The organism is Mesorhizobium sp. 128a (assembly GCF_053848025.1).
In genome coordinates, this window is the sequence record NZ_JBSPKY010000004.1 from 306661 (window position 1) to 330690 (window position 24030).

Annotated in this window: 25 protein-coding genes; 11 read left to right on the forward strand and 14 right to left on the reverse strand. The window is 61.6% G+C overall.

The genetic code is table 11. The features are described from left to right. Nucleotides 1-107 precede the first annotated feature (107 nt). On the forward strand, nt 108-1316 hold the full coding sequence (locus ACWTU9_RS10295; protein WP_455858185.1) for a polyhydroxyalkanoate depolymerase: 1209 nt from the start codon (nt 108-110) through the stop codon (nt 1314-1316). 81 nt (nt 1317-1397) lie between these two features. Here ACWTU9_RS10295 and ACWTU9_RS10300 read toward each other — a convergent pair whose 3' ends face one another. Beyond that, on the reverse strand, nt 1398-1724 hold the full coding sequence (locus ACWTU9_RS10300) for a DUF1330 domain-containing protein (protein WP_023693250.1): 327 nt from the start codon (nt 1722-1724) through the stop codon (nt 1398-1400). Between the two features lie 176 nt (nt 1725-1900). Between ACWTU9_RS10300 and ACWTU9_RS10305 the strand changes: the two genes are divergently transcribed. Then, complete coding sequence (locus tag ACWTU9_RS10305) at nt 1901-2596, forward strand: winged helix-turn-helix transcriptional regulator (protein WP_455858186.1); 696 nt, start codon at nt 1901-1903, stop codon at nt 2594-2596. 424 nt (nt 2597-3020) lie between these two features. Beyond that, nucleotides 3021-3668, forward strand: coding sequence for a dihydrofolate reductase family protein (locus ACWTU9_RS10310; protein WP_455858187.1), 648 nt, complete (start codon nt 3021-3023; stop codon nt 3666-3668). A gap of 190 nt (nt 3669-3858) precedes the next feature. Here ACWTU9_RS10310 and ppk2 read toward each other — a convergent pair whose 3' ends face one another. Further along, nucleotides 3859-4779 carry a polyphosphate kinase 2 gene (ppk2, locus tag ACWTU9_RS10315; protein ID WP_455858188.1) on the reverse strand — a complete coding sequence of 307 codons (921 nt, stop codon included), beginning with the start codon at nt 4777-4779 and terminating at the stop codon, nt 3859-3861. Nucleotides 4780-5018: 239 nt separating this feature from the next. Here ppk2 and ACWTU9_RS10320 point away from each other — a divergent pair, with 239 nt between their 5' ends. Further along, entirely contained in the window at nt 5019-6062 is a 1044-nt protein-coding gene (locus ACWTU9_RS10320; RefSeq protein ID WP_455858189.1) for an aldo/keto reductase, read from the forward strand. A 2-nt stretch (nt 6063-6064) separates the two neighbouring features. Here the strand turns inward: ACWTU9_RS10320 and ACWTU9_RS10325 are convergent, their stop codons facing one another. Then, nucleotides 6065-7036, reverse strand: a complete 972-nt coding sequence (locus ACWTU9_RS10325) for a glycosyl transferase family 90 (protein ID WP_455858190.1) — start codon at nt 7034-7036, stop codon at nt 6065-6067. 177 nt (nt 7037-7213) lie between these two features. Between ACWTU9_RS10325 and ACWTU9_RS10330 the strand changes: the two genes are divergently transcribed. Beyond that, nucleotides 7214-7372, forward strand: coding sequence for a hypothetical protein (locus tag ACWTU9_RS10330; RefSeq protein ID WP_454578681.1), 159 nt, complete (start codon nt 7214-7216; stop codon nt 7370-7372). A 51-nt stretch (nt 7373-7423) separates the two neighbouring features. On the opposite strand, the gene ACWTU9_RS10335 is transcribed toward ACWTU9_RS10330, so the two are convergent. Then, nucleotides 7424-7681, reverse strand: coding sequence for a DUF982 domain-containing protein (locus ACWTU9_RS10335; protein WP_454587303.1), 258 nt, complete (start codon nt 7679-7681; stop codon nt 7424-7426). A gap of 83 nt (nt 7682-7764) precedes the next feature. Further along, nucleotides 7765-8430 carry a GntR family transcriptional regulator gene (locus tag ACWTU9_RS10340; RefSeq protein ID WP_455858191.1) on the reverse strand — a complete coding sequence of 222 codons (666 nt, stop codon included), beginning with the start codon at nt 8428-8430 and terminating at the stop codon, nt 7765-7767. Nucleotides 8431-8582: 152 nt separating this feature from the next. On the opposite strand from ACWTU9_RS10340, the gene ACWTU9_RS10345 reads away from it, so the two are divergent. Both ACWTU9_RS10345 and ACWTU9_RS10350 read left to right on the forward strand, forming a co-directional pair. Then, nucleotides 8583-9848, forward strand: a complete 1266-nt coding sequence (locus ACWTU9_RS10345) for a multidrug efflux MFS transporter (RefSeq protein ID WP_455858192.1) — start codon at nt 8583-8585, stop codon at nt 9846-9848. Between the two features lie 43 nt (nt 9849-9891). Further along, a complete protein-coding gene (locus ACWTU9_RS10350; RefSeq protein WP_455858193.1) occupies nt 9892-10266 on the forward strand; it encodes a DUF423 domain-containing protein in 375 nt (124 codons plus the stop codon). A 42-nt stretch (nt 10267-10308) separates the two neighbouring features. Here the strand turns inward: ACWTU9_RS10350 and ACWTU9_RS10355 are convergent, their stop codons facing one another. Next, entirely contained in the window at nt 10309-10452 is a 144-nt protein-coding gene (locus tag ACWTU9_RS10355; RefSeq protein ID WP_455858194.1) for a hypothetical protein, read from the reverse strand. Nucleotides 10453-10516: 64 nt separating this feature from the next. Then, entirely contained in the window at nt 10517-10660 is a 144-nt protein-coding gene (locus ACWTU9_RS10360) for a hypothetical protein (protein ID WP_455858195.1), read from the reverse strand. A 145-nt stretch (nt 10661-10805) separates the two neighbouring features. Here ACWTU9_RS10360 and ACWTU9_RS10365 point away from each other — a divergent pair, with 145 nt between their 5' ends. After that, a complete protein-coding gene (locus ACWTU9_RS10365) occupies nt 10806-11903 on the forward strand; it encodes a LacI family DNA-binding transcriptional regulator (protein ID WP_454587308.1) in 1098 nt (365 codons plus the stop codon). A 91-nt stretch (nt 11904-11994) separates the two neighbouring features. On the opposite strand, the gene ACWTU9_RS10370 is transcribed toward ACWTU9_RS10365, so the two are convergent. From ACWTU9_RS10370 to ACWTU9_RS10400, 7 genes are all read right to left on the reverse strand, one after another. Then, a complete protein-coding gene (locus ACWTU9_RS10370) occupies nt 11995-13308 on the reverse strand; it encodes an ABC transporter substrate-binding protein (RefSeq protein WP_455858282.1) in 1314 nt (437 codons plus the stop codon). Between the two features lie 95 nt (nt 13309-13403). Then, nucleotides 13404-14252, reverse strand: coding sequence for a carbohydrate ABC transporter permease (locus ACWTU9_RS10375; RefSeq protein WP_455858196.1), 849 nt, complete (start codon nt 14250-14252; stop codon nt 13404-13406). Continuing rightward, the gene (locus ACWTU9_RS10380) at nt 14249-15178 is read right to left on the reverse strand and encodes a carbohydrate ABC transporter permease (protein WP_455858197.1); all 930 of its coding nucleotides are present in this window, start codon (nt 15176-15178) and stop codon (nt 14249-14251) included. The genes ACWTU9_RS10375 and ACWTU9_RS10380 overlap by 4 nt, the downstream gene beginning before the upstream one ends. A 1-nt stretch (nt 15179) precedes the next feature. Then, nucleotides 15180-16268: an ABC transporter ATP-binding protein gene (locus ACWTU9_RS10385; RefSeq protein ID WP_455858198.1), complete on the reverse strand. Its 1089-nt coding sequence runs from the start codon at nt 16266-16268 to the stop codon at nt 15180-15182. A 50-nt stretch (nt 16269-16318) separates the two neighbouring features. Next, a complete protein-coding gene (arfA, locus tag ACWTU9_RS10390; protein WP_455858199.1) occupies nt 16319-17830 on the reverse strand; it encodes an arabinosylfuranosidase ArfA in 1512 nt (503 codons plus the stop codon). A 183-nt stretch (nt 17831-18013) separates the two neighbouring features. Then, nucleotides 18014-18940 carry an ArsR/SmtB family transcription factor gene (locus tag ACWTU9_RS10395; RefSeq protein WP_455858200.1) on the reverse strand — a complete coding sequence of 309 codons (927 nt, stop codon included), beginning with the start codon at nt 18938-18940 and terminating at the stop codon, nt 18014-18016. A gap of 233 nt (nt 18941-19173) precedes the next feature. After that, the gene (locus tag ACWTU9_RS10400) at nt 19174-20355 is read right to left on the reverse strand and encodes an OpgC family protein (protein ID WP_455858201.1); all 1182 of its coding nucleotides are present in this window, start codon (nt 20353-20355) and stop codon (nt 19174-19176) included. A gap of 213 nt (nt 20356-20568) precedes the next feature. Between ACWTU9_RS10400 and ACWTU9_RS10405 the strand changes: the two genes are divergently transcribed. The 3 genes from ACWTU9_RS10405 (at nt 20569) to ACWTU9_RS10415 (ending at nt 24027) form a co-directional block, all read left to right on the forward strand. Further along, nucleotides 20569-21243: an alpha/beta hydrolase gene (locus ACWTU9_RS10405; RefSeq protein ID WP_455858202.1), complete on the forward strand. Its 675-nt coding sequence runs from the start codon at nt 20569-20571 to the stop codon at nt 21241-21243. Between the two features lie 121 nt (nt 21244-21364). Beyond that, nucleotides 21365-22444, forward strand: a complete 1080-nt coding sequence (locus ACWTU9_RS10410; RefSeq protein WP_455858203.1) for a toxic anion resistance protein — start codon at nt 21365-21367, stop codon at nt 22442-22444. 11 nt (nt 22445-22455) lie between these two features. Further along, nucleotides 22456-24027, forward strand: coding sequence for a substrate-binding domain-containing protein (locus ACWTU9_RS10415; protein WP_455858204.1), 1572 nt, complete (start codon nt 22456-22458; stop codon nt 24025-24027). The last annotated feature ends 3 nt before the right edge of the window (nt 24028-24030 follow it).

A 24030-nucleotide genomic window follows, 5' to 3' on the forward strand; every position in this document is an offset into this window, starting at 1 on the left:
TTCGACCCCCTCAGCCTTTGCCGGCAACAATCCTCTCGCAATGCACAAAAATTTGCACTAGCTTTTTTGCACCGCAAGATAGCTGCTTCGCAAAGGGGCGCATTCAGATGCTGTACCAGGCCTATCAGTTTCAGGATGATCTCCTCGATCCGACGCGGTTTTTCGCCGAGCTCATGGGCTCGGTATTGGGCGGCATGACGTGGGGTGGCGGCGTCAAACAGCGCATCGCCGCCGGGCTGGAGATGATTTCGCGCTTCAAGCTCACCCATGCGCGACCAGATTTCGACATGGAATTTGTCAGGGTCGGCAATCGCGACGTGCCGGTCACGGTCGAGACAGTGCACGACTTGCCGTTCGGCAAGCTTCTGCGTTTCGCCAAGGACACGGATACACGGCAACCGCGGGTGATGGTCGTCGCCCCGCTGTCCGGCCATTTCTCGACGCTGCTGCGCGGCACGATGGAGACGTTGCTCGCCGACCACGAGGTCTACGTGACCGACTGGGCCAATGCCCGCGACGTGCCGCTTGCGGCCGGCAGCTTCGGCGTGGACGACTATGTCGATTACATCATCCGCTTCCTGGAGGCGATGGGACCGGGTGCGCATATACTCGCGGTGTGTCAGCCCTGCGTGCAGGCTCTTGCCGCCGTAGCCGTCATGTCCGAGGATCGGCACCCGTCAACGCCGCGCTCGATGACCTTGATGGCGGGACCGATCGATCCGCGCGAAAGCCCAACCAAAGTCAACGAATTCGCCGTCAGCAAATCGCTGGCCTGGTTCCAGAACTCCGTCATCTCTCGCGTGCCGTGGCGCCATGCCGGTGGCGGGCGCCGTGTTTATCCAGGTTTCCTCCAGCTTGCCGCGTTCCTGGCCATGAACATGGACCGTCATACAACGGCGCACCGCAAACTCCGAAGTCACCTGGCGGCCGGCGAGACCGCCGAAGCCGAGAAGATCAAGACTTTCTACGACGAGTATTTCGCCGTGCTCGACCTCACCGAGGAGTTCTATCTCGAAACCATCGACCGCGTATTCCACAGGGCCGAACTCGCCACCGGCACATTCACGTTTCGTGGCAGTCCGGTCGACCCAAGCGCGATCCGCAATACGGCACTGCTCACCGTCGAGGGTGGGCGCGACGACATCTGCGCCCTCGGCCAGACTTCGGCCGCCCATGACCTGTGCAGATCGCTGCGTCCGCACCTGAGACGCCATCACCTCCAGGCCAATGTCGGCCACTACGGTGTCTTCAACGGCAAGCGCTGGGAGCGCGAAATCTATCCCGTCGTGCGCAATCTCATCCTGGCGATGGAGTAATCCTTTCCCATCTAACGGCGCTGGCGCCACCAAAGTCCCGGTCTTCGCCGGAACCCGGGCACACCGGGTTCCGGCTGTTCCTCAGGCCTTGGGCAGGTAGGGAATCGTTCCGGCCAGATCGGTATCGTCGATCAGCTGGAAGCGGCTGTCGCTGCCCTTCTGGCGCTCCGCCACAAACGGGGCGTATTGCGGATCGTTGGTGAAGGCCTCGGCAGCCTTTGCCGACGGGAACGCCATGATGGCGATCAGGCTGGTGTCGAGCGGCTTGCCCTCCAGCGTCTTCACATTGCCGCTGCGGGCGAGATACTTGCCGCCATGCTTGTGCACGAGGTCGTGCACCGAAGCGGCGTAAGCCGGCACCCATTTGTCGTCCTTCACCTTGATGTCTGCGATCACGTAAGCGGTCATTGTCTACTCCTCATGGATCGGCGCCGGACTGCCCGGCGACGTGACAGCTGCCTCGCATGGCGGTGCCGAACCGCTCCAGTCACCGAACTGTACCAGGGGGTGCCAGTACAGCTTCTGTACTGGCTGATCTCAGGTTTTCTGAATAAGGTCCGGCAACATCCTTTGGAGATCACCACATGACACAAGCCGGCTACAAGCAGTTCTGCCCGCTCTCCATGGCGGCTGAGTTGTTGTGCACACGCTGGACCATGGTGCTGCTGCGCGAACTGGTGGCTGGCTCGACCCGCTTCAACGACCTGCGCCGTGGCGTGCCGAAAATGTCGCCAACCCTTCTGTCGCAACGGCTCAAGGACCTTGAAGCCGGCGGCATTGTCGAGCGCACCGAGATCGAATCCGAGAAGGGTGTGTTCGAATACCGGCTGACCGAGGCGGGCCGGGATTTGCGCCCGGTGGTCGAGGCGATGGGGTTCTGGGGCCAGAAATGGGTCGAGGCCAGGCTCTCGCTCAAGAACCTCGATCCGTCGCTGCTGATGTGGGACATGCGGCGCAATCTGAACCCCAGTCCGCTGCCGGACGGGCGCACCGTGATACAATTCCTGTACCATGACCTGCCGGCGTCGAAACGCTCATGGTGGCTGATCGTCGAGAAGCGAGGCGATGTAGATCTGTGCTGGTACGATCCGGGCTTTGACGTCGATCTCTATGTCTCGACGGACCTCTGCACCATGACCTCGATCTGGATGGGGCTGACGACGGTGCACAAGGAACGCGACAAGATCAGCCTGACCGGCGATCTCGATGTCGCCGGCAAGATGCAGACCTGGCTCGGCCTCAGCCCATTTGCGGTGATGCCGAAGCGCGTCGCGGCCTGAGGCCGGTTTGCCGTCATAGGCGCCGCAAATCTGCTGACCTATCGCGCCAGCGCTCTGTATTCGTAGGTGCTGGGGCGACGCCGCGTCGGGACCCTGTCTGTCAGGTCAACCACGCGGATCCATTTACAGGCGTCGCCTCGCAAGGTGACCTTGCGGCCGATCACCTTTTCGGCTGCTCCAAACGGTGTACTGGCCTGCGTTTCCTGACTCTCCTGGACAACGTCTCCGTCCATCGTCTCGACCCGATACGCCTTCATCTCGTGCGCTCCCCGGCTCTTTGCTGGAAGTTAACGCAGCGGCCTTCGCCGTCAAGCATTAGCATAACCTAATGTTGAGTAGTCCCCACAAAAACCGCTTGCAAATCGCAACCAGTGTGGGTAAGCGCTAACCACTTGCAAATACGACCGGTACCTCGGAGGCTCTCATGTCCAAACTTCGTGTGAATGCATTCACCCTGTCGCTCGACGGCTACGGCGCAGGTCCCGATCAGACTCTGCAAAATCCGCTCGGCGTCGGTGGCGAAGATCTGCACAAATGGATGATCGGAACCCGCACCTTTCGCAAGATGGTGATGGGCAAGGAAGGCGGCACCACCGACACCGACGATGACTTCGCCGTCCGCAGCTTCGACGATGTCGGCGCCTGGATCCTCGGCCGCAACATGTTCGGGCCGATCCGCGGCGAGTGGCCGGACGAGAACTGGAAAGGCTGGTGGGGCGACAACCCGCCCTACCATGTGCCGACTTTCGTGCTGACGCACCACAAGCGCGATCCGATCACCATGGAAGGAGGGACGGTGTTCCACTTCGTCACCGACGGCATTCATTCGGCGCTCGAACAAGCCAAGGCAGCGGCTGGCGGCAAGGATGTGCGCGTGGGCGGCGGCGTGTCGACCATCCGGCAGTATCTCCAGGAGAAGCTGATCGACGAGATGCACCTGGCGATCTCGCCGGTGCTGCTCGGCAAGGGCGAGAACCTGTTTGCCGGCCTGGATATGCTGAAGCTTGGCTATCAGTGCACCGAACAGGTGGCGACGGCGCTTGCCACGCATGTGACGATCAAGCGGGGGTAGTGCAGGCCTCTTTCTCCCCGTTCACGGGGAGAAATGTCCGGCAGGACAATGAGGGGCGGCGCGCCGGTTCGGAATTGAGTGGCCAGCATGGCAGCGACAGCAAGGGGGCACCTAACCCTTAGGTTAGCGCTGCCCCTCATCCGCCCTTCGGGCACCTTCTCCCCGTGAAACGGGGAGAAGGAAAGAATGCTCAATACTTCTCCGGCACGTAAAGCTCGCGCGGCAGCACTTGGCGCTCATATTCCGGATTGAACACCCGCTCGGGCAGCGTGATTTCTTCGTGCGGCACATCTTCGTAAGGCATCTGCTTGAGCAGGTGGTCGATGCAGTTCAGCCGCGCCCGCTTCTTGTCGTTGCCTTCGACGATGTACCACGGCGCCTCGGGAATGTTGGTGCGGGCGAAGGTCTCTTCCTTGGCCTTGGTGTACTGCTCCCAGCGCACGCGCGACTGCAGGTCCATCGGCGACAGCTTCCACTGCTTCATCGGATCGTGGATGCGCATCATGAAGCGCATCTGCTGCTCCTCGTCGGTGATGGAGAACCAGTATTTGACCAGGGTGACGCCTGAGCGGACCAGCATGCGTTCGAACTCCGGGACGTCGTGGAAGAATTGCTCGACCTGATCCTGGTCGGCAAAGCCCATCACCCGCTCGACGCCGGAGCGGTTGTACCAGGAGCGGTCGAACAGCACGATCTCGCCACCGGCCGGCAGATGCGGCACGTAGCGCTGGAAATACCATTGCGATTTCTCACGCTCCGTCGGCGCCGGCAGCGCCACGACACGAGCGATGCGCGGGTTGAGGCGCTGGGTGATGCGCTTGATGACGCCACCCTTGCCGGCGGAATCGCGGCCCTCGAAAATCACCACCAGTTTTTTCTTGTGGTAGGCGACCCAGGACTGCAGCTTGATCAGTTCCGACTGCAGGCTGATCAGATCGCGAAAATACTGCATGCGATCGATCGATGGCGGATGCGCGTTCTTGTAGATCTTGGCGATCTCCAGCGACAGCGCCGGTTCCGACATTTCCAGTTCATAGTCTTCGTCGAGCGTGTCGGCGAGTTCGGCTTCGAGCCAATCCCTGGCTGGAGAATTCTGCTTCAACTCGGTCATTTCCACTGCTCCGCTTGCCGACTGACGTGAAACCCTGAGCCGACTTGATATAGGCCGGCAATGACGGTTTTATTGCAAGCCGCCGGCCGGTCGATCACAGCACAGACCGGCGAGGCATGACCAAACCGCCGCCCTGGCATGGCGACAAGCCGATCAAATTGTCCTACAAATAGCGGACCCGTTCGGGCTTCCGCCCTTCCCTGCTAAACTGCCCCCCACCAAAACTACGAGGATCTGACATGGAATACCGCACGCTTGGCCGTTCAGGCTTGAAAGTTTCGACGCTGGCGCTGGGCACCATGACCTTCGGCGGCAGCGGGCCGTTCGCCGCCGTCGGCAATTCCGATCTCGCGGAGGCATCGCTCATCATCGACACCTGCATCGATGCCGGCATCAACCTCATCGATACCGCCAATGTCTATTCGAACGGCCTGTCGGAAGAGATCATCGGCGAGGCGCTCGGCGGCAAGCGCAAGAACGATGTGCTGATCGCCTCCAAGGCGCGTATGCGGATCGGCAAGGGCCCGAACGACGAAGGCCTGTCGCGCCATCATCTGATCCGCGAATGCGAGAAGAGCCTGAAGCGCCTCAGAACCGATGTCATCGACATCTATTTCCTGCACGAATGGGACGGCACGACGCCGCTCGAGGAAACCATCGCCGCGCTCGACACGCTGGTTGCCCAGGGCAAGATCCGCTATGTCGGTTGCTCCAACTATTCCGGCTGGCAGGTGATGAAGGCGCTCGGCATCAGCGACAGCCAGCACCAGCCGCGCTTCGTCACCCAGCAGATCCATTACACGCTGGAAGCGCGCGAGGCCGAATATGAACTCTTGCCGATCTCGGTCGACCAGGGCCTTGGTGTGCTGGTGTGGAGCCCGCTCGCCGGCGGCCTTTTGTCAGGCAAGTACCGGCGCGACAGCCCGACCGCGCGCCAGCTTGCCGGCTGGTCGGAACCGCCGATCCGCGATGAAGACCGGCTGTGGCGGATCGTCGATGTGCTGGTCGACATCGGTGCGGCACGCGGCGTTTCGGCGGCGCAGGTCGCGCTTGCCTGGCTGCTCGGCCGGCCGGCGGTCTCTTCGCTGGTGATCGGCGCCCGCAACGAGACCCAGTTGAAGGACAATCTTGCCGCAGCAGCACTCGCCCTCACCGCTGAGGAACGCGACCGTCTCGATGCCGTCAGCCGGCCGCCTGTGCTCTACCCCTACTGGCACCAACAGTTCACGGCGAAGGACCGGTTCGGCCCGGCTGATCTCGTTCTCGACCGCAGCGTCATCTGACGCTAGCCCGCGATAAACCGCCAGACCTCCGGATCGGGCTCGATCTGGCCGCTGAGCACGAAATATTTGTAGAGCACGAGCAAGCTGATCGCCTGCTCGGCCTGCTCGTTGGTGAATTTGCGGCAATAGGCGTTGGCTGCCGCAACGATACGCTGGGCTTCGGCGGGATGCTTCTCGAGGTGGTGCACCCGCTCGGCCAGATCGCTGAAATCGGGCGCCAGCGGCACATAATGGACATCGGGCTCGAGCTGGCCCTCGGCGAACCAGGTCTCATAGGTCGGTGGCGGCATCAGGCAGAGCGAATTCGAACTCATGATCCATTTCAGATTGGTCGCGACATCGTTGCCTTCGAGCGAGATGATGTAACGGTAGCGTCGCTGCTGATCGATGCTGAGATAAGGCTTGCGGTATTCCGGCGGCGCCGTTGCCCTTGGCGTACCGACATCGCAGATCGACAGGTCGCGGGCGGCCTCCAGCAGCAGGGTGCGGATCGGATTGTTGAGTTCGCCGCGCCAGACGACGAGCGGATGCTTGTCGGCGAAGGCGACATCGTCGGCCGGCATGTGGAAATGACGGAACTTGTTCAGCTTGAACAGGACGCCGTTGCCGTTGTCGCCGATGATCGGCCGGTCCTTGACGATCGACGGCATCTTCGGCACTTCAATGACGTCGCCGAATTCCAGGTCGATGCGCAGACCCGGATCGAAATAGCGGGTGAACTCCTTCAGATCGTAATAGTACATGCTGCGGTCCGTTGGCAGCCGGCTGACCGGCACAGCCTCGGGGCTGGGTATGAAGGGCTGCCGCAGCGCGTTGTAGTAGTTGAGCCGCTGGCGGACCGATGCATCGGAAAGCCTGGCCTGATCGAGCAGACGGCCGAGCCGACGCCGGAACAGGACCGGCGGCGCGATGTCGCGCATGGCGTTGCGCGCATAATAGATCAGCTTCTGTGCGTTTCTTTGAAGCGTGGCCATCGGTCGTTTTGATTCGAAATCGGTCGGCGGCGGCTCCAGCAACTGTCCCGCAGCCTTTTCTAAACCATTGTGTTAGCCATCACGCAAGTCCAGACCGCTGGCATCTGCCCTCCCGGCGCTGTTGTGTTTGCCGGCCAATGCTTCTAGGCAGGATCAGGTACAGCGAAAGGAAACGATATGGCGCGACCACCGAACTACGGTCAGGAACGCAAGGAGCGCGACCGGCAGAAGGCCGCCAAGAAGGCGGAGAAGCTTGCCGCCAAGGTCGCAGCCAAGGAGCGTTCCAAGCCCGAGAACGAGGCCGGTTCCGAAACCGATACTGAAACGGAAGAATAGCCAAACAGGACGGGAGAGATCCGGCCCCGCAACGGGCCGGAGCCGATGCGATCAGGCGGCCTTGTCGCTGACGAAGACGTTGACTTCGCGCGCCGCGGCAATGAAGGCGCGCCTTGCGATCATCGCGGGCTTGTCGCCGGCAATCGCATCATGACAGGCCTGCAGCGCCTCGCGATGCTTGGGGCTGCGCTTGCCCGGCCAGCTGTTGAGCAGGTAATCGGACGCTTCGCGGGCCGTGCGCAGGAGCTGATTGGCTCCCCCTGTGGCCGACTTTACGGTCACGGGCGTTTCAAACCGGTTGTTTTCCATGGCCGCTCCTTACGCCATCGGCGTGCGCGAAGCGAGGCGGAAAAGACGATCTTGTCAGCGTTCTATCGTTTTCGTGATTCTTATCAGGCAGCGACGACGGCAAATCCCCTGGCGCGCAGGCCACGGCGGTCATTGTGCAGCGACGTCACCAGGCGGTCGCGGCTGCCAACAATATGGGCGGAAAGCCGCGCTGCCGCTGCGTCGGCGTCACCTACACGCACCGCCGCCAGAATGGCGTGATGTTCGCTCCAGGCGCGGCCAAGGGCAGCCTCGTCGCGCACCTCCAGCCAGCGCGCCCGCGACAGCCGCGTCATCGCATCGCGCACCGCTCTGAACAAGAACTCGTTGCCGGAGAGCCGCGCCAGTTCGATGTGGAAATCCATGCCGACGCGGTGCCATTCCTCGCGCGGTGTGGCGGCGTCGCAGGAGTCCAGCATCGCCTCGATGACATCGACAGCGCTCCTGTCGGCCAGTGCCGAGGTCAGCCTGACCGCCGCGACCTCGACCGCCTCGCGGTAGACCGCGATCTGTTCGAGTTCGGCGAGGTTGATCGGCGACACCGTCCAGCCGCGCCCGTCGCGGCAGACGAGCCCTTCCGTCTCGAGCCGCAGCAACGCTGCCCTGACTGGCGTGCGAGAGGCCCCGAAGCGGCTCTCGATCCAGCGTTCCGTCAGCCGCTCGCCGGGACCGACCTCAAGGCCGAGGATCATCTCGCGAAGCGCTTTTTCGACGGCCTGCATCTGCGACATTTTTCGTTCCGTTGCTGGCGACCGGCCTCGCATCAAGGTCTGGCCGATCACGTTTGAGAGCGCCGCATTGACAGCGGGCGGGCTTTGCGTCCATGACGTGTACCATCTTGGTATCCCAAAATGGTATCCGCAGCAAGCGGACAGGACATCACATGCCGCAGGACAGTGCAGTGCAGGCGACCGACACGCCCTCCGCCTACAATGTGCATTGGCGGCGCAACCTTTTCGTGTGCTTTGCCGGCTCGTTCAGCACACTTGTGGCGATGACGCTGCTCTTGCCGTTCCTGCCGCTCTATGTCGAGCAACTGGGCGCCGTCGGCCATGCGGCGATCGTGCAATGGTCCGGCATCGCTTTCGGTGCCACCTTCTTTGCCGCAGCCATCGTCGCGCCGCTGTGGGGGCGGCTGGGCGACCGTTACGGCCGCAAGCTGATGCTGGTGCGCGCCAGTTTCGGCATGGCCATCTGCATGTCGCTGACCGGCATGGTCCAGACCGTCTGGCAGCTGGTGCTGCTGCGCCTGCTGATCGGCTTTGCAGGCGGCTATTCCTCGGGCTCGACCATACTGGTCGCCATGCAAACGCCGAAAGAGCGCTCCGGCTGGGCGCTCGGCGTGCTGTCGGCCGGCATCACCGCAGGCTCCCTTGTCGGCCCGCTGCTCGGCGGCGCGCTGCCGCCGCTGATCGGCATCCGCGCCACCTTCCTGATCGCTGGCGGCGTCATTTTCCTGGCGGCACTGGCGACGACGTTCCTGATCAAGGAGACCCCTCGCCCGCCAGCGCAGGCAAAACCGACGGAGAAGTCGAAGGGCGGCTGGGCGCAGATTCCAGACAAGCGACCGGTCGTGGCCATGCTGGCAACCGGCATGCTGTTCACATTCGCCAATATGTCGATCGAGCCGATCATCACCGTCTACGTCCAGCAACTGGTCGCGGACGCAAGTCGGGTGACGCTGACCTCCGGCGTTGTTATGTCGGCGGCAGCACTCGGCGCCATCCTCTCGGCGTCGCGATTGGGCAAGCTCGCCGACCGTATCGGCCACTGGAACGTCATCGTCGCATCGCTTGCCGTTTCGGCAATGCTGCTGATACCGCAGGCCTTCGTCACCGAGAGTTGGCAACTCGTCGGCTTGCGTTTCCTGATGGGTCTGGTGCTGGGCGGGCTGTTGCCCTGCATCACCAGTGTCATCCGCCACAATGTTCCCGATGGCGTCGGCGGCAATGTGCTGGGCCTGGCGATCTCGGCGCAATATGTCGGCCAGGTCGCTGGCCCGCTGCTCGGCGGCTTCGTCGGCGGCCATTTCGGCATGCGCGCGGTGTTTCTCGGCACATCCGTGCTGATGGCCGGCGGTGCAGTGTACAACTGGCTGGTCCAGTCGCGCCGGACACGCGACATGCTGGCGGTATCAGGCAAATCCTGACAGACAGGGTGCGCCGCCTATCGTCAATCACGGAGCCCGAGACATGAGTATCGCCGAGTCTGCACCAGCAAGCAGCGCCAACATCCTCGTTTTCGCCGGCGGCCTGTGCGGCGCAGGCGGCGTCGCGCTGTCGGCGGCATCGGCGCATCTGGGCGGCGCTTTCGTGGGCACCGCCGCATCCTTCCTGATCATGCATGCGCCGGTGTTTCTGGCTGTCGGCCTCGCCGCTGCAAACCGGATTTTGCGGATCGGCAGCCTGGTGCTGCTCGTTGGGCTTGTTCTGTTCTGCGGCGATCTACTGGCCCGGGATTTCCTGGCATCGCGGCTCTTCCCGATGTCGGCGCCGATCGGCGGCAGCTTGCTGATCGCAGGCTGGCTGGCGATCGCAGCCTCGGCGCTGGTGCGTCAACGTCCCTGACGGAGCAAGAACCCTGCCGCATCAGATATTCTCACGTGAGGCTCAATCCTGCCGGCGTTCCGGCAGCAAGTCGCGGTTGCGCTTGGCAGGCTTGGTCGGCCGCAGCCTTTCCGGTCGCTCCGTGGCCGGCGAGATGCCCCAGTAATTGCGGTAGATGTCTTCGAACAGATGCTTCACGGGATGCATGGTTCGGTCTCCTTCCTAAAAATTTGAATCGATCCAATCAGCCGGCATGAAAATGCCTTGCCGATCAGCCGCGCTTGCGCTCCACAAGGAAGTGCAGGTCGCGCTTCCACGGGCCGGTCTGGCCACGGCGCTTGCGGGTGGCGGCAAGGGAGGCGATGCCCCAGTCATTGCCGTAGATGTCTTCGAACAGATAATTCATCGGATGCATGGCACTCTCCTCTTGAACCGATCCAATTGACGGTCGGCAAATTCGTTGGATCGATTCAAATATAGACCCTTCACGCCCTTCGATCAAGGGAAAATTTGAACCGATCCAACGAAAGTGCTAGATAGAGGCAATTCAGGAGACGAAGATGACGGCAATGAACTTGGGAAAGACGGGCACCTCCGGGAAGACGAGACCGGTGCGGCTGGCTGACATCGCCAAGGCGGCCGGCGTCTCGCACGGCACCGCCTCCAATGTCTTCGCTCGGCCCGAGATCGTGCGCGAAGAAGTGCGCGAGCGGGTCAAGGCGGCAGCTGAGGCAATGGGCTATGCCGGGCCGGATCCCAAGGGCCGGCTGCTGCGCGCCGGGAAGGTCAACGCTATCGGCGTCGCCACGGCCGAACCACTGTCCTACTTCTTCGACGATCCTTTTGCCCGCGTCATGATGGCCAGCATCTCGCAGGCCTGCGACGCAACCGGCGCCGGGATTTCACTGGTCTCCGCCGCTAACAACGAACAGCTCGCCTGGAACATCCAGAGCGCACTTGTCGACGGCTTCATCGTCTTCTGCGTCGAGGGCGGTTCGCGGCTGGTCGAATTGGCGCGCGAACGCAAACTGCCTTTCGTGGCGCTCGACCTCGATTCGGAAAATGAGGCGGTCGCGGCGATCGGCATCGACAATATCGCCGGCGCCGGTCTTGCAGCGCGGCATCTGGCAGAGCTCGGCCATCGCCGCTTTGCCGTTCTCACCTTGCCCTGCACCGATGCCAGCTTCGGCCCGATCACCCGGGAGCGGATCGAGACGAAATCGCTCTACGCCGGCACCCGCGACCGCCTGCGCGGTTACCTCACCGAACTCTCCAAATTCGGCATCGACGCTTCAAAGGTGCCGATCTACGAAACGCTCAACGATGAGGAGAGCGTACGGGCCGGTCTCGATCATGTTTTCGCGCTGCCGGAAAAGCCGACGGCAATTCTGACCATGTCGGACAGAATGGCACTGCATGCGCTCGACTGGCTGCGCGAGCATGACATCGCCGTGCCGGGCGACGTGTCCATCGTCGGCTTCGACGGCGTGCCGGAAGGCGCGGTCTCCGAGCCGCCGCTGACCACGGTCGCCCAGCCGATTGCCGAGATGGGCCGGCTCGCCGTCAAGGCGATCCTCGACAATGACGGTTCGCAGCACCGGCAATTGCTGCCGGTCGACCTTATCGTGCGGGGTTCGTCGGCCCCCTCGCCCGTCTGACAAGCGGCTTTGAGTTTGGGCCGCAACACAAAATGCCCCACGGCTGTTTCCAGCCGCAGGGCACAGGGAGAGGTCTCGACAAACTTGCGGTTCAAAGGTTGGCGAGCAATTCGTTGACGCGGCTTTCCATGTCTGCAAGCGCGGCGTCGACATCCTTCTGGCCGGTGACTGCAGCGCTCATCTCTTCGCCGACAATGTCCTGGATCGCAAATTGGCGCTGCACCGCTGCCGGCAGCGGCCTGCCGAGATCGGCGACCGCGGCGATCGTGTTGCGATGCGGCAGCGCCTTGAAGGCGTCCGAGGTAATGATGGCCTTGTATGCCGGCAGGTGGCCGGTGCGCGACCATTCGAAGTCGTTGTCGGCGAAGAACTTCAGGAACTTGCCGATGGCCGAGGTCTGTTCAGGCGTGCGATCCTTCTGCGAGACTGCCCAGGTGTGGCCGTCGGCATATTGCGCATGCGCGCCGCCAAACAGCTGCGGATACGGATAGACCGCATAGCCGCCCTTGTTGAGCGCCGTGCCCTTGGTTTCGGACTGGGCGTTGTCGTCACCGACAACCCACGTGCCGTTGAGCTGAACGCCACCCTCACCAGCAAGGAAGGCGTTGATCGCGCCGCCGTAGTCGAGGTCCTTGGTGGTGTAGTCCTTGTCGAAGATCGCCTTGTACATCTCGACGACCTTCTTTGCTTCCGGCGTATTCAATTTCACGTGCTTGGGATCGGCAAAGAAGTCGGAATCCTGCTGGAAGAGATAAGTGTAGAGATTGCGCGTGTAAAGCGCCGTCTCATTGGCCAGGTTCTGAACGAAATAGGGCTTTCCGGTCTTCTGCTTGAACTGTTCGGCCTGGGCGAGCAGTTCCTCCGGCGATTTCGGCAGCATCGGCGTGTCGTCGGCATTGACGAGCCCGGCTTGTTTGAAGAGATCCATGTTGATGTGATAGAGCATCGTCCAGCTGTCGATCGGCAGGCCGTAGATCTTGCCGTCCTTGGTGGCACCGTTGCGCGCGGCATCGGTGAATGCGTCAGGCGTGACGCCGACAGACTTCAAGAGATCGTCGAGCGGCATCAAAAGGCCCTTGGACTGGTAGTCCGAAAGCGCGGATTCATGGATCGTGACGATGTCCGGAGCATCGCCCGAAGCGAACTGCGCGGTCAGTTGGTCATAGCCCGGCCATTCCACGGTGGAGACGCTGACATGCACATCGGGATTGTCGGCGTTGAACTTGTTGATCAGCGAGGTGATGATGCCGCATTCGCCGACGGCCTTGGTGACATCGGTGTTGGTGCCGAAATCTGCGTCGCAGGCACCGAAAAAGCGCTGGACGGTCAGCTCCGTTGCGGCAAAGCTCGGGCTTGCGAGCATCGCTACGCCCGCGGAGAGCGCGGCAAACAATAGTTTCCTCATTTTCATGTCAGTTTCCTCCTGCTTGGTGTCCGCCGCTCCACCCTGGATTGGCGTCATGCTTCAATCGCTGCGGCGCATCCCCCCGGACAATTTCGTTATCTCACCGCCGCGCCAGAGACGGCCGTGACGATGTATTTCTGGAAAAACAGGTAGACGATCAGGATCGGCGCGCCGGCAAACACCGCCTGCGCCATCAGGAAGCCGATGCCTTCGGACTGGGCGAAATTGGTCTGCGTCGAAGCCATGCCGACCGTCAGCGTGTACATGTCCTTCCTGGTCGCCGAGATCAGCGGCCACAGGTAATCGTTCCACGCGCCGAGGAAGGTGAAGATGCCGAGGGTTGCCTGGGCGGGCACAGTGAGCGGCAACAGCACCTTCCAGAAAATCTTGAACCGGCTCGCATTGTCCAGCATGGCGGCTTCGTCCAGCTCCTTCGGGATGGCCTTGAAGTATTGGGTCATCAGGAAGACGCCGAACGAAGCCGACAGGCCCGGGAGGATGAGCCCGTGATAGGTGTTGTGGAACTTGAGCAGGCTGAAGATCTGGTGGCGGGCGACGAGCACGGCCTGTTCGGGAACCGCCAGACCGAACAGCACGATGACAAACAGGATGTTTCGACCGGGAAAGTTCAGCCGCGCGAAGCCGTAGCCGGCAAGCGAGGAAAGGACCAGCGTGCCGATCGTCAGCCCGCCGGCGACGATGATGCTGTTGCCCACCCAGCGGAACACCGACGAGGTACCGATGGTGTTGATGTAGTTCTTCAGCGTGTAGGGCGCGTGGAACACCGAATTCGGATCCGCCATCAGCTCGGCATTTTCCTTGAGCGACAGGCCGACTACCCACAGCGCCGGCGCGATCATCACAATCGACAGAAGGATTACGAGGACCAGCAGCACGCGGTCGCCGAATGCCCGTCCCCTGATGGAAATGGCCGGAGCGCTCATGCCTGATCCCCCTTGTTGCGTGTGACGAGGTATTGCGCCATGGCCGCGATCAGGATGAGGATGAAGAGAATTTCCGATGCCGCGGCGCCCAGGCCCAGGTCCCAGCGGCGGAACGCGGTGTCATAGATGTAGAGCACGATCGGCTTGGTCAGGTTGTTCGGACCGCCGCGCGTCATCAGCCAGGCCTGGCCGAACAGCTGAAATTGCAGCACGATCTGGATGATGATCACCAGGATGAAGGTGCGTTTGATCGACGGCAGCGTGATCGACCGCAACGTCTGCCAGCGATTGGCATTGTCCAGGACAGCTGCTTCGTAGATATCCTGCGGAATCTGCTGGAGCGCCGAGAGAAAGAGCATCATCGGCAGGCCGATGCACCACCAGATGGTGGCGATGGCGATGCCGATCATTGCGAGGCTGGGATCGGAAAGGAAAGCCGGAGCGGTTGCACCGAACCATCCGTAGCTCGTCGACAGCAGGCCGACATTGGGAATGAACACGATGCGCCAGATCAATGTGACGATCGTGACCGAGAGCACCGAGGAGGAAAAGAACAGGGTTCGCAGCACCGCGGCGGTGCGCGTACGGCGGTTGAGGCAAAGCGCGAGAAAGAGCCCGATCAGCGCCAGCGTCGGCACCGTCAGAAGCACGAAGTAGAAGGTGTTCCAGACCGACTGCAGGAAGACCTTGTCATGAAACAGCCGGACATAGTTTCCGAGACCGACAAATTCTCCAGACGAGAACGTGTCGGCCTTGTGGAAACTCAGCCACATCCCCCACAGGAGCGGGAAAACCAGCAACGTGGCAAAGAAGAACAGGAACGGCGCAACGAAAATGAAATTTCGCCATTGCGGCGCATGGATGTCGGCGCTTCGGACGCCGGCGACCGGCGCCGCGGTTCGTGGTATCGTCAGCCGGTCAGCCATATCAGGCCTCCCTCGCATGCCAGGCGTGACCGGTCTCGCTGAACAGGTGCGATTTCTGACCGACGAAGGCGAGCCCGACCTTGTTGCCGACCGCGACGCTGCTGTTGCCGATATCCGAACCGACGATCTGCTGGCCATCGCCCAGCCGCGCGTAGATCAGGGTGCGCTCGCCGAGACGCTCGAGCACGTCGACCACGGCGTCGGCATTGCCTTGTCCGGCCGCGACGATGCGGACATCTTCCGAACGGATGCCGAAGCTGTACTTTCCGTCGGCCACCTGACTGGAGGCGATCCCGGTCTCGACCGATATGTCCGCAAACCTGGCCGTGGCGTGCTCGCCCGATCTGTCGAGTGTCGCCTCGACAAAGTTCATCGCAGGTGCGCCGACGAAGCCAGCGACGAATTTGGTGGCGGGCCGTTCATAGATCTCCATCGGAGACCCGATCTGCTCGATCCGGCGATTGTTCATGACGACGATGCGGTCGGCGAGCGTCATTGCCTCGACCTGATCGTGGGTGACGAAAATCATTGTCGATTGCAGGCGCTGGTGAAGCTGGGCAAGTTCGATGCGGGTGCGGGTGCGCAGTGCCGCATCGAGATTGGAAAGCGGCTCATCGAACAGGAAGGCCTTCGGCTCCTTGACGATTGCGCGGCCGATGGCAACGCGCTGGCGCTGGCCGCCCGAGAGCTGACCCGGCTTGCGCTGAAGCAGATGCGGCATTTCGAGGATGCGGGCGGCCTCGTTGATCCGCGCCTCGACGACCTCACCCGGCACACCGGTGTTCTCCAGCCCGAAGGCCATGTTGTCGCGCACGGTCATATGCGGATAGAGCGCATAGGACTGGAACACCATGGCAATGCCGCGCTTGCCCGGCGGCAGATGATCGATGCGCTCATTGTTGATGGCGATCTCGCCGGTATCGACCGTCTCGAGGCCTGCAATCATGCGCAGAAGCGTCGATTTCCCGCAGCCGGACGGCCCAAGGAAGACGATGAACTCGCGCGCCTTGATGGAGAGCGACAGGTCCTCCAGCACCGCCATGGCGCCAAATTTCTTGCTCACATTCCTGATTTCGATCTCGGCCGTCACGTCAACGCTCCTCCTCAGCGCAGGCAGTTCTTTCGACGATATGCCTGACGTCAGAGCTTCAGGCGGATCATCTGGTAGGAATAGGCCGGCAGCGACAGGCTGAGCTTACCGCCGGCCATCGAGGCGGCTTCACCTTTCCTGGGGCCGACATTGCCGGGATTGCCTGCCGAATTGACGGCTTTCAGATCCGCATGCGTCATCACCTGGTGATCGACGATGCCGGCTTGCCCGAAGCCGGTAAGGTCGATCACGGTGTCGATCGCCTCACTCGAATGGCGGTTGACGGCAAAGAAGGTGACGTGGCCGGTTTGCGTATTGTGTACGCCGGTGATGTCGACACAGGAAACGTCGCCCGCCACCGTGGATTTGTAGGTGGGGCTTTCCACCTTGAGATCGAGCGCGTTGCCGCGGCCGTAGATCGAGGCAAAGAGATAGGGATAAAAGATCGTCTGGCGCCATGCCGGGCCATTTGGAACCGTCATGATCGGCGCGATGACGTTGACCAGTTGCGCCAGGCAGGCAATCTTGACGACATCGGAACGGCGGATGAAGGTGTTGAGGATCAGGCCGACCTGCAGCACGTCCTCGAAATTGTAGATGTCTTCGAGCAGCGGCGGAGCGAAGGGCCAGCCGTCATTGCCGCCCAGTATCTTCTTGTCCTGCTGCTTGGAATGGTACCAGACGTTCCATTCGTCGAACGAGATGTAGACCTGCCTGCTGGAGCGTTTCTTGGCCTTGATATAGTCGATGACGCCGGCGACCGAGACGATGTAGGCGTCGAGCTTCTCGTTCATGGCGAGGTAGTTCGCCGCATCGTTGGCTTCGTTGTCGAAATACATGTGCAGGGAGATGTAGTCGACCTCGTTGTAGGTATGGTCGAGAACGACCGCTTCCCATTCAGGATAGGTCGCCATTTTGGCATTTGACGAGCCGCAGACGACGAGTTCGAGCGACGGCGAAAAGGCGCGCATGGCCTTGGCGGTTTCATGGGCCAGGCGGCCGTATTCGTCGGCAGTCTTGTGGCCGATCTGCCAGGGGCCGTCCATCTCATTGCCGAGGCACCAGAGCTTGACGTCGAACGGCTCCTTGCGGCCGTTGGCGATGCGCTTGTCGCTCCATTCGCTGCCGCCGGGATGGTTGGCGTATTCAAGAAGGTTGCGGGCCTCGTCGAGGCCGCGCGAGCCGAGATTGACGGCGAGCATCATCTCGGTGTTGGCGGAGGTGCACCAGTCGGCGAATTCATGCAGGCCGACTTCATTGCTCTCCGACGTGTGCCAGGCGAGGTCGAGGCGCACCGGGCGCCCCTCCCTGGGGCCAACGCCATCCTCCCAATTGTAGGCGGACACGAAATTTCCGCCGGGATAGCGCACAACAGGAACATTGAGTTCCCTAACGAGATCGATGACGTCCTGACGCATGCCATTGGCATCTGCGGTCGGATGGCCGGGCTCATAGATACCGGTGTAAACCGCGCGGCCCAGATGCTCGATAAAGGATCCATAGAGCCTCGGATCGATTTCCGAGACGACATAACGAGGATGCGCCGTAACTTCTGCCTTCATCATTCCTGCCCTGAATATCAAAAATGGTGATTTAAATCATCTTGTCCGATATCAGAAGGGAACCATCAGGCCTTCGTCAAGTCAAAATAGGCAAATGTCTGATAAATCAGATGATTATTTGGGGAGCCTGTGTGCCATTTGGCTGAAATTGCTGCACACTTTTTCAAACCCGATTTTACGATATCAACTGGTTTTGATCCTGAGCAGGATGTCCTGGTCGTAATTTCCGAACCCCTTGCCGAAAATGTTGATTCCGCCGGGGCGCAGGGCGTCGTCCTTGACGCCGATACGGACGCGGATCGAATGATGGCCCATCAGGTCGAGGGCAGCGAGGCTGGCTTCGGAAATCCTGACGCCGTCGACATATGTGCCGTCGGTGGAAATTCGCCAGTTCTTCAGCTTGCCATATTGTGAGCCCTTGAGCTTCCACCACGAAGGCGTGAAGACGCCGCGCTTGTCGCCGAAGTCGCCGGGCGAGGTCCAGGTGCCAACATCGACGCCATTGATCGTCAGCGTGATGTCGGAGGGCCAGTCGGCGCTGGTGCCCGGCACTTCCGAGGACAGTTCTATGGCCACTTCGAGCTCGGTGATCTCCGCATTGGCGAGCTTGGCATTGTTGGGAAACTGGTATTCGACAAAGCCGCGCGTGAACCACAAAAGCCCGGCTTTCATGCGGTCCGGATCGAGAAATGTGTTCGGCACGTCGAGCAGGCCGATGATGCCGTCCGGCGAACAGAGGCCGCAGGGCGCGGTGACCTCGAAACCGGTGTAAAGCCCGATCGGCATCGACACTTCGATCGCGTCGTTCCTGACAGCGCGATACTCGCTCTTGAAAACCACGAGCACTTCCTCGGCGGTCGGATAACAGATCTTCTGACTGCCTTTCTTTGCCTTCTGGTTCTCGGTGCGGATCAGTCCTGCGTCCTCGAGAACCTGGATATTGGTCGAGACCGTCGATTGCGGCAGCGACAGCATGGCGGCGATTTCGTTGACATTCATCGGCCCCTTCTCATGCAGCAACTTAAGTATGGAGATGCGCGCCGAAGAGGCCAGCCCTTTGAGAACGGCAATGCCTTCCTCGGGGTCGATCACCAGAAAATTGGGACTCATGCGATTTGCCAGTCTGCGCGAAATCTATATCCGGAATCACATTGTATATCTGGATATTTGATTTGAACAATGCGCCGCGGCCGAACCGCAGGGTAGCTGCTGCGATCAGCGGCAGGTGACCTGGTCTGGCTCTTTAGGCATCTGGCTGGCCGTTCAGCTATGCGACACGCTGGATGTCTGCGTTCGGACTTCCATGCACCTTACGTCAACCATCCGGAACGGCTGGTCTGGATTCACCTGCTGAGCCTCGCCACCGCCGGCGACATACCGAAAGCCTGCGGAACGGCCTGCGGCGCTTCGGTGCGAACCGGTTTCTTGCCCGACCAGCCGATGCCGGACAGCCATTCGAGATAGAAGGCGAGCGCGAACTGCATGGCGATGCCGGCCGATATCAGCAGGGCGTCATAAGCAAAGCCGCCGGGGTTGATCAGCTTCATCACCTGCGCCGCCATGGCGATCACCGTGCCGGCAAGGAACACCGGCAACGAGCGTTTGCCGAGCAAAGCGAGCGGATGATCGCGGCTGAGACGGAACAGGTTCGAGAAAGCCGGCAGGGCGACGATCAGATAGCTTACAGCCAGGATATGCAGCAGCCGTGGCAGCGACAGGAATGTCTTGTCGAAGCCGCCGATCACCACTGGCAAGTCGAACCAGCTTATCTGGCCCCAGAGCGGGCTATGGACCCAGACCAGCGCTGCCGCCACATAGGTCGCGGCGATACCCACCAGCCAGCGATTGACGGGAATTGTGCCGCCGCGCCGGACATGCAGCATGCCGGCCAGGCCAATGTTGAACAGGAACTGCCAGGACAGCGGGTTGAGGAACCAGAAGCCGGGCTCGGGATAGTTCGGCGGCGCGATCTGCCAGATGCCGGCAACGAGCCACAGCGCACCAGAGAACACAAGCGCCGGCAGCGGCCGGTAACTGACGAAGAGCAGGAAGAGCGGCGCCATCAGCAACAGCGCCGCATAGACCGGCAGGATGTTGTTGTAGCCGAGCTGGTGGCCAAGCGTGACGATGCCGACCATCACCTCCGGCGTGTTTTTCATCAGCGGCTCGATGTTGATCAGTTTCAGCAGTTCGGGTCGATGGGCGAACACCGCCGCCATGCAGAACAGGGCCATCACCACCATGGTGGTGACGATGTGGGCGGTGTAGAGGACGCCGGCGCGGCGCCACATCTTCAACGTCGCCAGCAGCCGGCCGCCCGGCTGGAATTTGTTGCCATAGGCGAGCGCGACCGACATGCCGGAGATCAGCACGAAGGCTTCCGCCGCGTCCGAGAATCCGAAATTCTTGTAGGTCAGCGTTTCGAAGACGGTGCCCGGCACATGGTCGATATAGATGGTCAGGAGAGCGAGCGCGCGGAACACGTCAATGCGCGTGTCGCGCTCATGCGGAACTGGCAGGGTCATCGACAAAAGGCCTCAAAGCGAGAGCAAGGGGTGCTCGTGTTGTTCATGCCGGGATGCGACCATCGGCGCACACCGCTTCGATTCCTCCCGCAGGAAGCATATCGGCGCAGAAACGGTCTGAAATGAGCCTGGTTCAATCACATTTCGCGGAGCATGAAAATATTCCGTTTTGAAGCCGGCAAATGAACAATATATCCACAAAATCAAAGAGATATGAGCGTGTCCGAATATAGCGAAAAGAACGGCTTTCTGCATCAGGATTTGGCCTTTTCCTACCGCCTGCTCAAGCCGGGAAATGCCGGCAGCGAGTGCCTGTTTTTGCTGCACGGATCGGGTGTCGATGAAACAACGATGCTGCCGATTGCAAGGCAGATCGCACCCGACGCCACGCTGGTCGCGGTGCGTGGCCGCATCCCCCAGGAAGACGGCTTCCGCTGGTTCGAGCGTATCACCCCGACCCGCTTCGAGCAGGCGAGCATCCGCGCCGAGACCTCAGCCTTTGCCGCTTTTGCCAGCGAGGCGGCAAGGCGGCACCGGCTCGATCTCGCCCGGGCGATCTTCCTCGGCTATTCCAACGGCGCCAATCTGGTGTCCAGCCTGATGCTGCTCAACCCCGACCTCGTGCGCAAAGCAGCGCTGCTGAGAGCGATGCCGGTGCTTGACGATATGCCGTCAACCGAGCTCAGCGGAACGCGTGTGCTGATCGTCGCCGGCGCGGCCGACGAGACCTACGGACCGTTTGCGCCGGCGCTGGTGACGCTGCTTCATGGACGCGGGGCCGAGGTCGACGCCCGCATCGTGGCGTCCGGCCATGAAATCGGCGACCCTGATGCGGCAATCGTCCGGCAATGGCTGGCGGGACCGGTCGTGGTGACACAGGCAGGCTGAGCGGCCGGATTTACCGCGATTTCAAGGCCGGGACCGTGCAAGCTCTTCCATTCTCCACAAGGCGGACATATCTCTGTCACACAGTGTGTATCGAGATACTGTTCACTTGAGGGGGGTCCGCATGGCCGACAAGAACAGCATCACTCTGCTCGACGACACCTCGAAATTGCCGGTGATCGCGGCCAATCCGTCCGAAGTGGCGAAGATTGAAAGCGCCATCGACGTGCGCGACCGCGCCGGGATTTCGGTCTATGGCGACCGCGCCCAGCAGGCGGTCAGCGACTATGCCGACAAGATTCTGGGGCAGCTGCGCAACGGCGATCTCGGCGACACCGGCGATCTCCTCACCGATATCATCATGAAGGCCAAGAACCTCGATCCGGCTGCGCTGAAGGATCAAGGGTTCCTCAGCAACCTGTTCTCCTCCTTCAAGGCACGGCTCGAACGCTTCAAGGAAAAATACGAGGACGTGGCGGGGCAGATCGACCGCATCGGCCTCGAGCTCGACCGCCACAAGGATACGCTGCGGCGCGACATAGCGGTACTCGACGATCTGCATGAGCAGACCAAGGATTCCATCGTCAAGCTCGACGCCTATGTGCAGGCCGGCAAGAAGTACGTCGAAAACTACCGCGCCAATGAACTGCCCAAGCTGAAGGCGGCCGCGGACGCTGCCGGCAGCGATGTCGGCGGCACGCTTGAGGCGCAGACCTACCAGGACACCGTCCAGGCTCTCGACCGGTTGGAAAAGCGCATCTTCTATCTCATCCAGGCGCGCCAGCTCGGCATCCAGCAATTGCCGCAGATCCGCATCGTTCAATCCGGCGACGAAACGCTGATCGAGAATCTGCAGGCCACTTCGGCGCTGACCGTGCCGGCCTGGAAGCAGAAGATGGTCATCCTGCTTGGCCTCACCAACCAGAAATCGGCGCTCGACCTGCAAAAGACGGTGACCGATGCCACCAATGAGATGATCCGCCAGACGTCCAAGATGATGAAGGACCAGGCCATCTCCATCGAAGAACAGGCGCAACGCGGCATCGTCGATGTCGAGACCCTGGCGCAGGCCAATCGCGACCTGATCGACACGGTGCAAGGCGTCCTGAAGGTGCAGCAGGAAGGCCGCCAGAAGCGCGCGGATGCCGAAAAGCAGATGGACCAGATGACTGTCGATCTCAAGAAGGCGCTGACCCAGGCCTGATCGGATCCGCCATGCCGAAGACGCTGACGTCCGTTCTGATGCTGGCCTTGGCGCTGCTGCTTGCGGCGTGCAATGGCAGCAACGTGAAGTTCTCCATCGTCTCCGGCTCCGAGAACACCGTGCTCGAGCCGATCGTGCAGGAGTTCTGCGCCAAGCAGGGCGCGACCTGCACCATCACCTATCAGGGTTCGCTCGACATCGGCCTTGGCCTGCAGAAATCGGGCGGCCTCGACCAGGATGCGGTCTGGCCGGCCTCGAGCGTCTGGGTCGACCTGTTCGACAGCGGCCGCAAGGTACGCAACCTGACCTCGATCGCGCAGATGCCGGTCATCCTTGGCGTGCGCAAATCCAATGCGGCCGAACTCGGCTGGGTCGGCAGGCAGGTATTCATGAAGGACATCCTCGCGGCGGTGAAGGACGGCAAGCTGAAATTCCTGATGACCTCGGCGACGCAATCCAATTCCGGCGCCAGCGCCTATCTCGCCATGCTGTCCAGCGCGCTCGGCGGCAAGGAAGTGATCGAACCCGGCGACCTCGACAGTCCGGCTGTGCGGGACACGGTCGGCGCCTTGCTGCAGGGCGTCGAACGCTCGTCCGGCTCGTCGGGCTGGCTGGCCGATCTCTATGTAGAATCCGCGCGCCAGGGCACGCTCTACGATGCGATGTGGAACTACGAGGCGACGCTCAAGGAAACCAACGACAAGCTGAAGCAACTGGGCGACGAGCCGCTCTATGCCATCTACCCGGCCGATGGTGTCGCTGTCGGCGATTCACCGCTCGGCTTCATCGACCATGGGCGCGGGCCGGAGGTCGAGAAGTTCTTCACCGACCTTTTGGCGTTTCTGCAATCGGATCCGATCCGCAAGCGCATCGCCGACACCGGCCGGCGACTGCCGCTCGGCGGGTCGGCGACCCAGGCGCCGGCCGAGCCGGACTGGAATTTCGATCCGGGCAAGCTTGTGACGTCGATCCGCATGCCCGAGCCGGCGGTGATCCGCACGGCGCTCAATCTCTACCAGGAGGCGCTGCGCAAGCCGTCGCTGACGGCGCTCTGCTTCGACTTTTCCGGCTCCATGGAAGATGAGGGCGAAAAGCAGCTGCAGGCAGCGGCGCAGTTCCTGTTCACGCCGGAAAAGGCCAGCGAAGTGCTGGTGCAATGGACGCCGTCCGACCACATCTTCGTGCTGCCTTTCGACAGCACCGTGCGCGCCAGTTTCGAAGCCAACGGCGACGCCGCCGGCCAGAGCCAGCTTTTGGCCGACGTCGCCAGCCAGCATGCCGAGGGCGGCACCGACATGTATGCCTGCGCTGAGCAGGCGCTGCAGAAGATCACCACCACGTCCGATCTGTCGAAATACTTGCCGGCAATCGTCATCATGACCGATGGCCGCACCGACGGCAGCGCCGACCGGTTCCTCGGCCAGTGGAGCAGCGCGCCAATTCGGGTGCCGGTGTTCGGCATCACTTTCGGCGACGCCGACAAGAGCCAACTCGACAGCCTCGCCGAGGCGACCTCGGCGCGGGTCTTCAACGGCGGTGGCGATCTGGCCGGCGCCTTCCGCGCCGCCCGTGGATACAATTAGAAC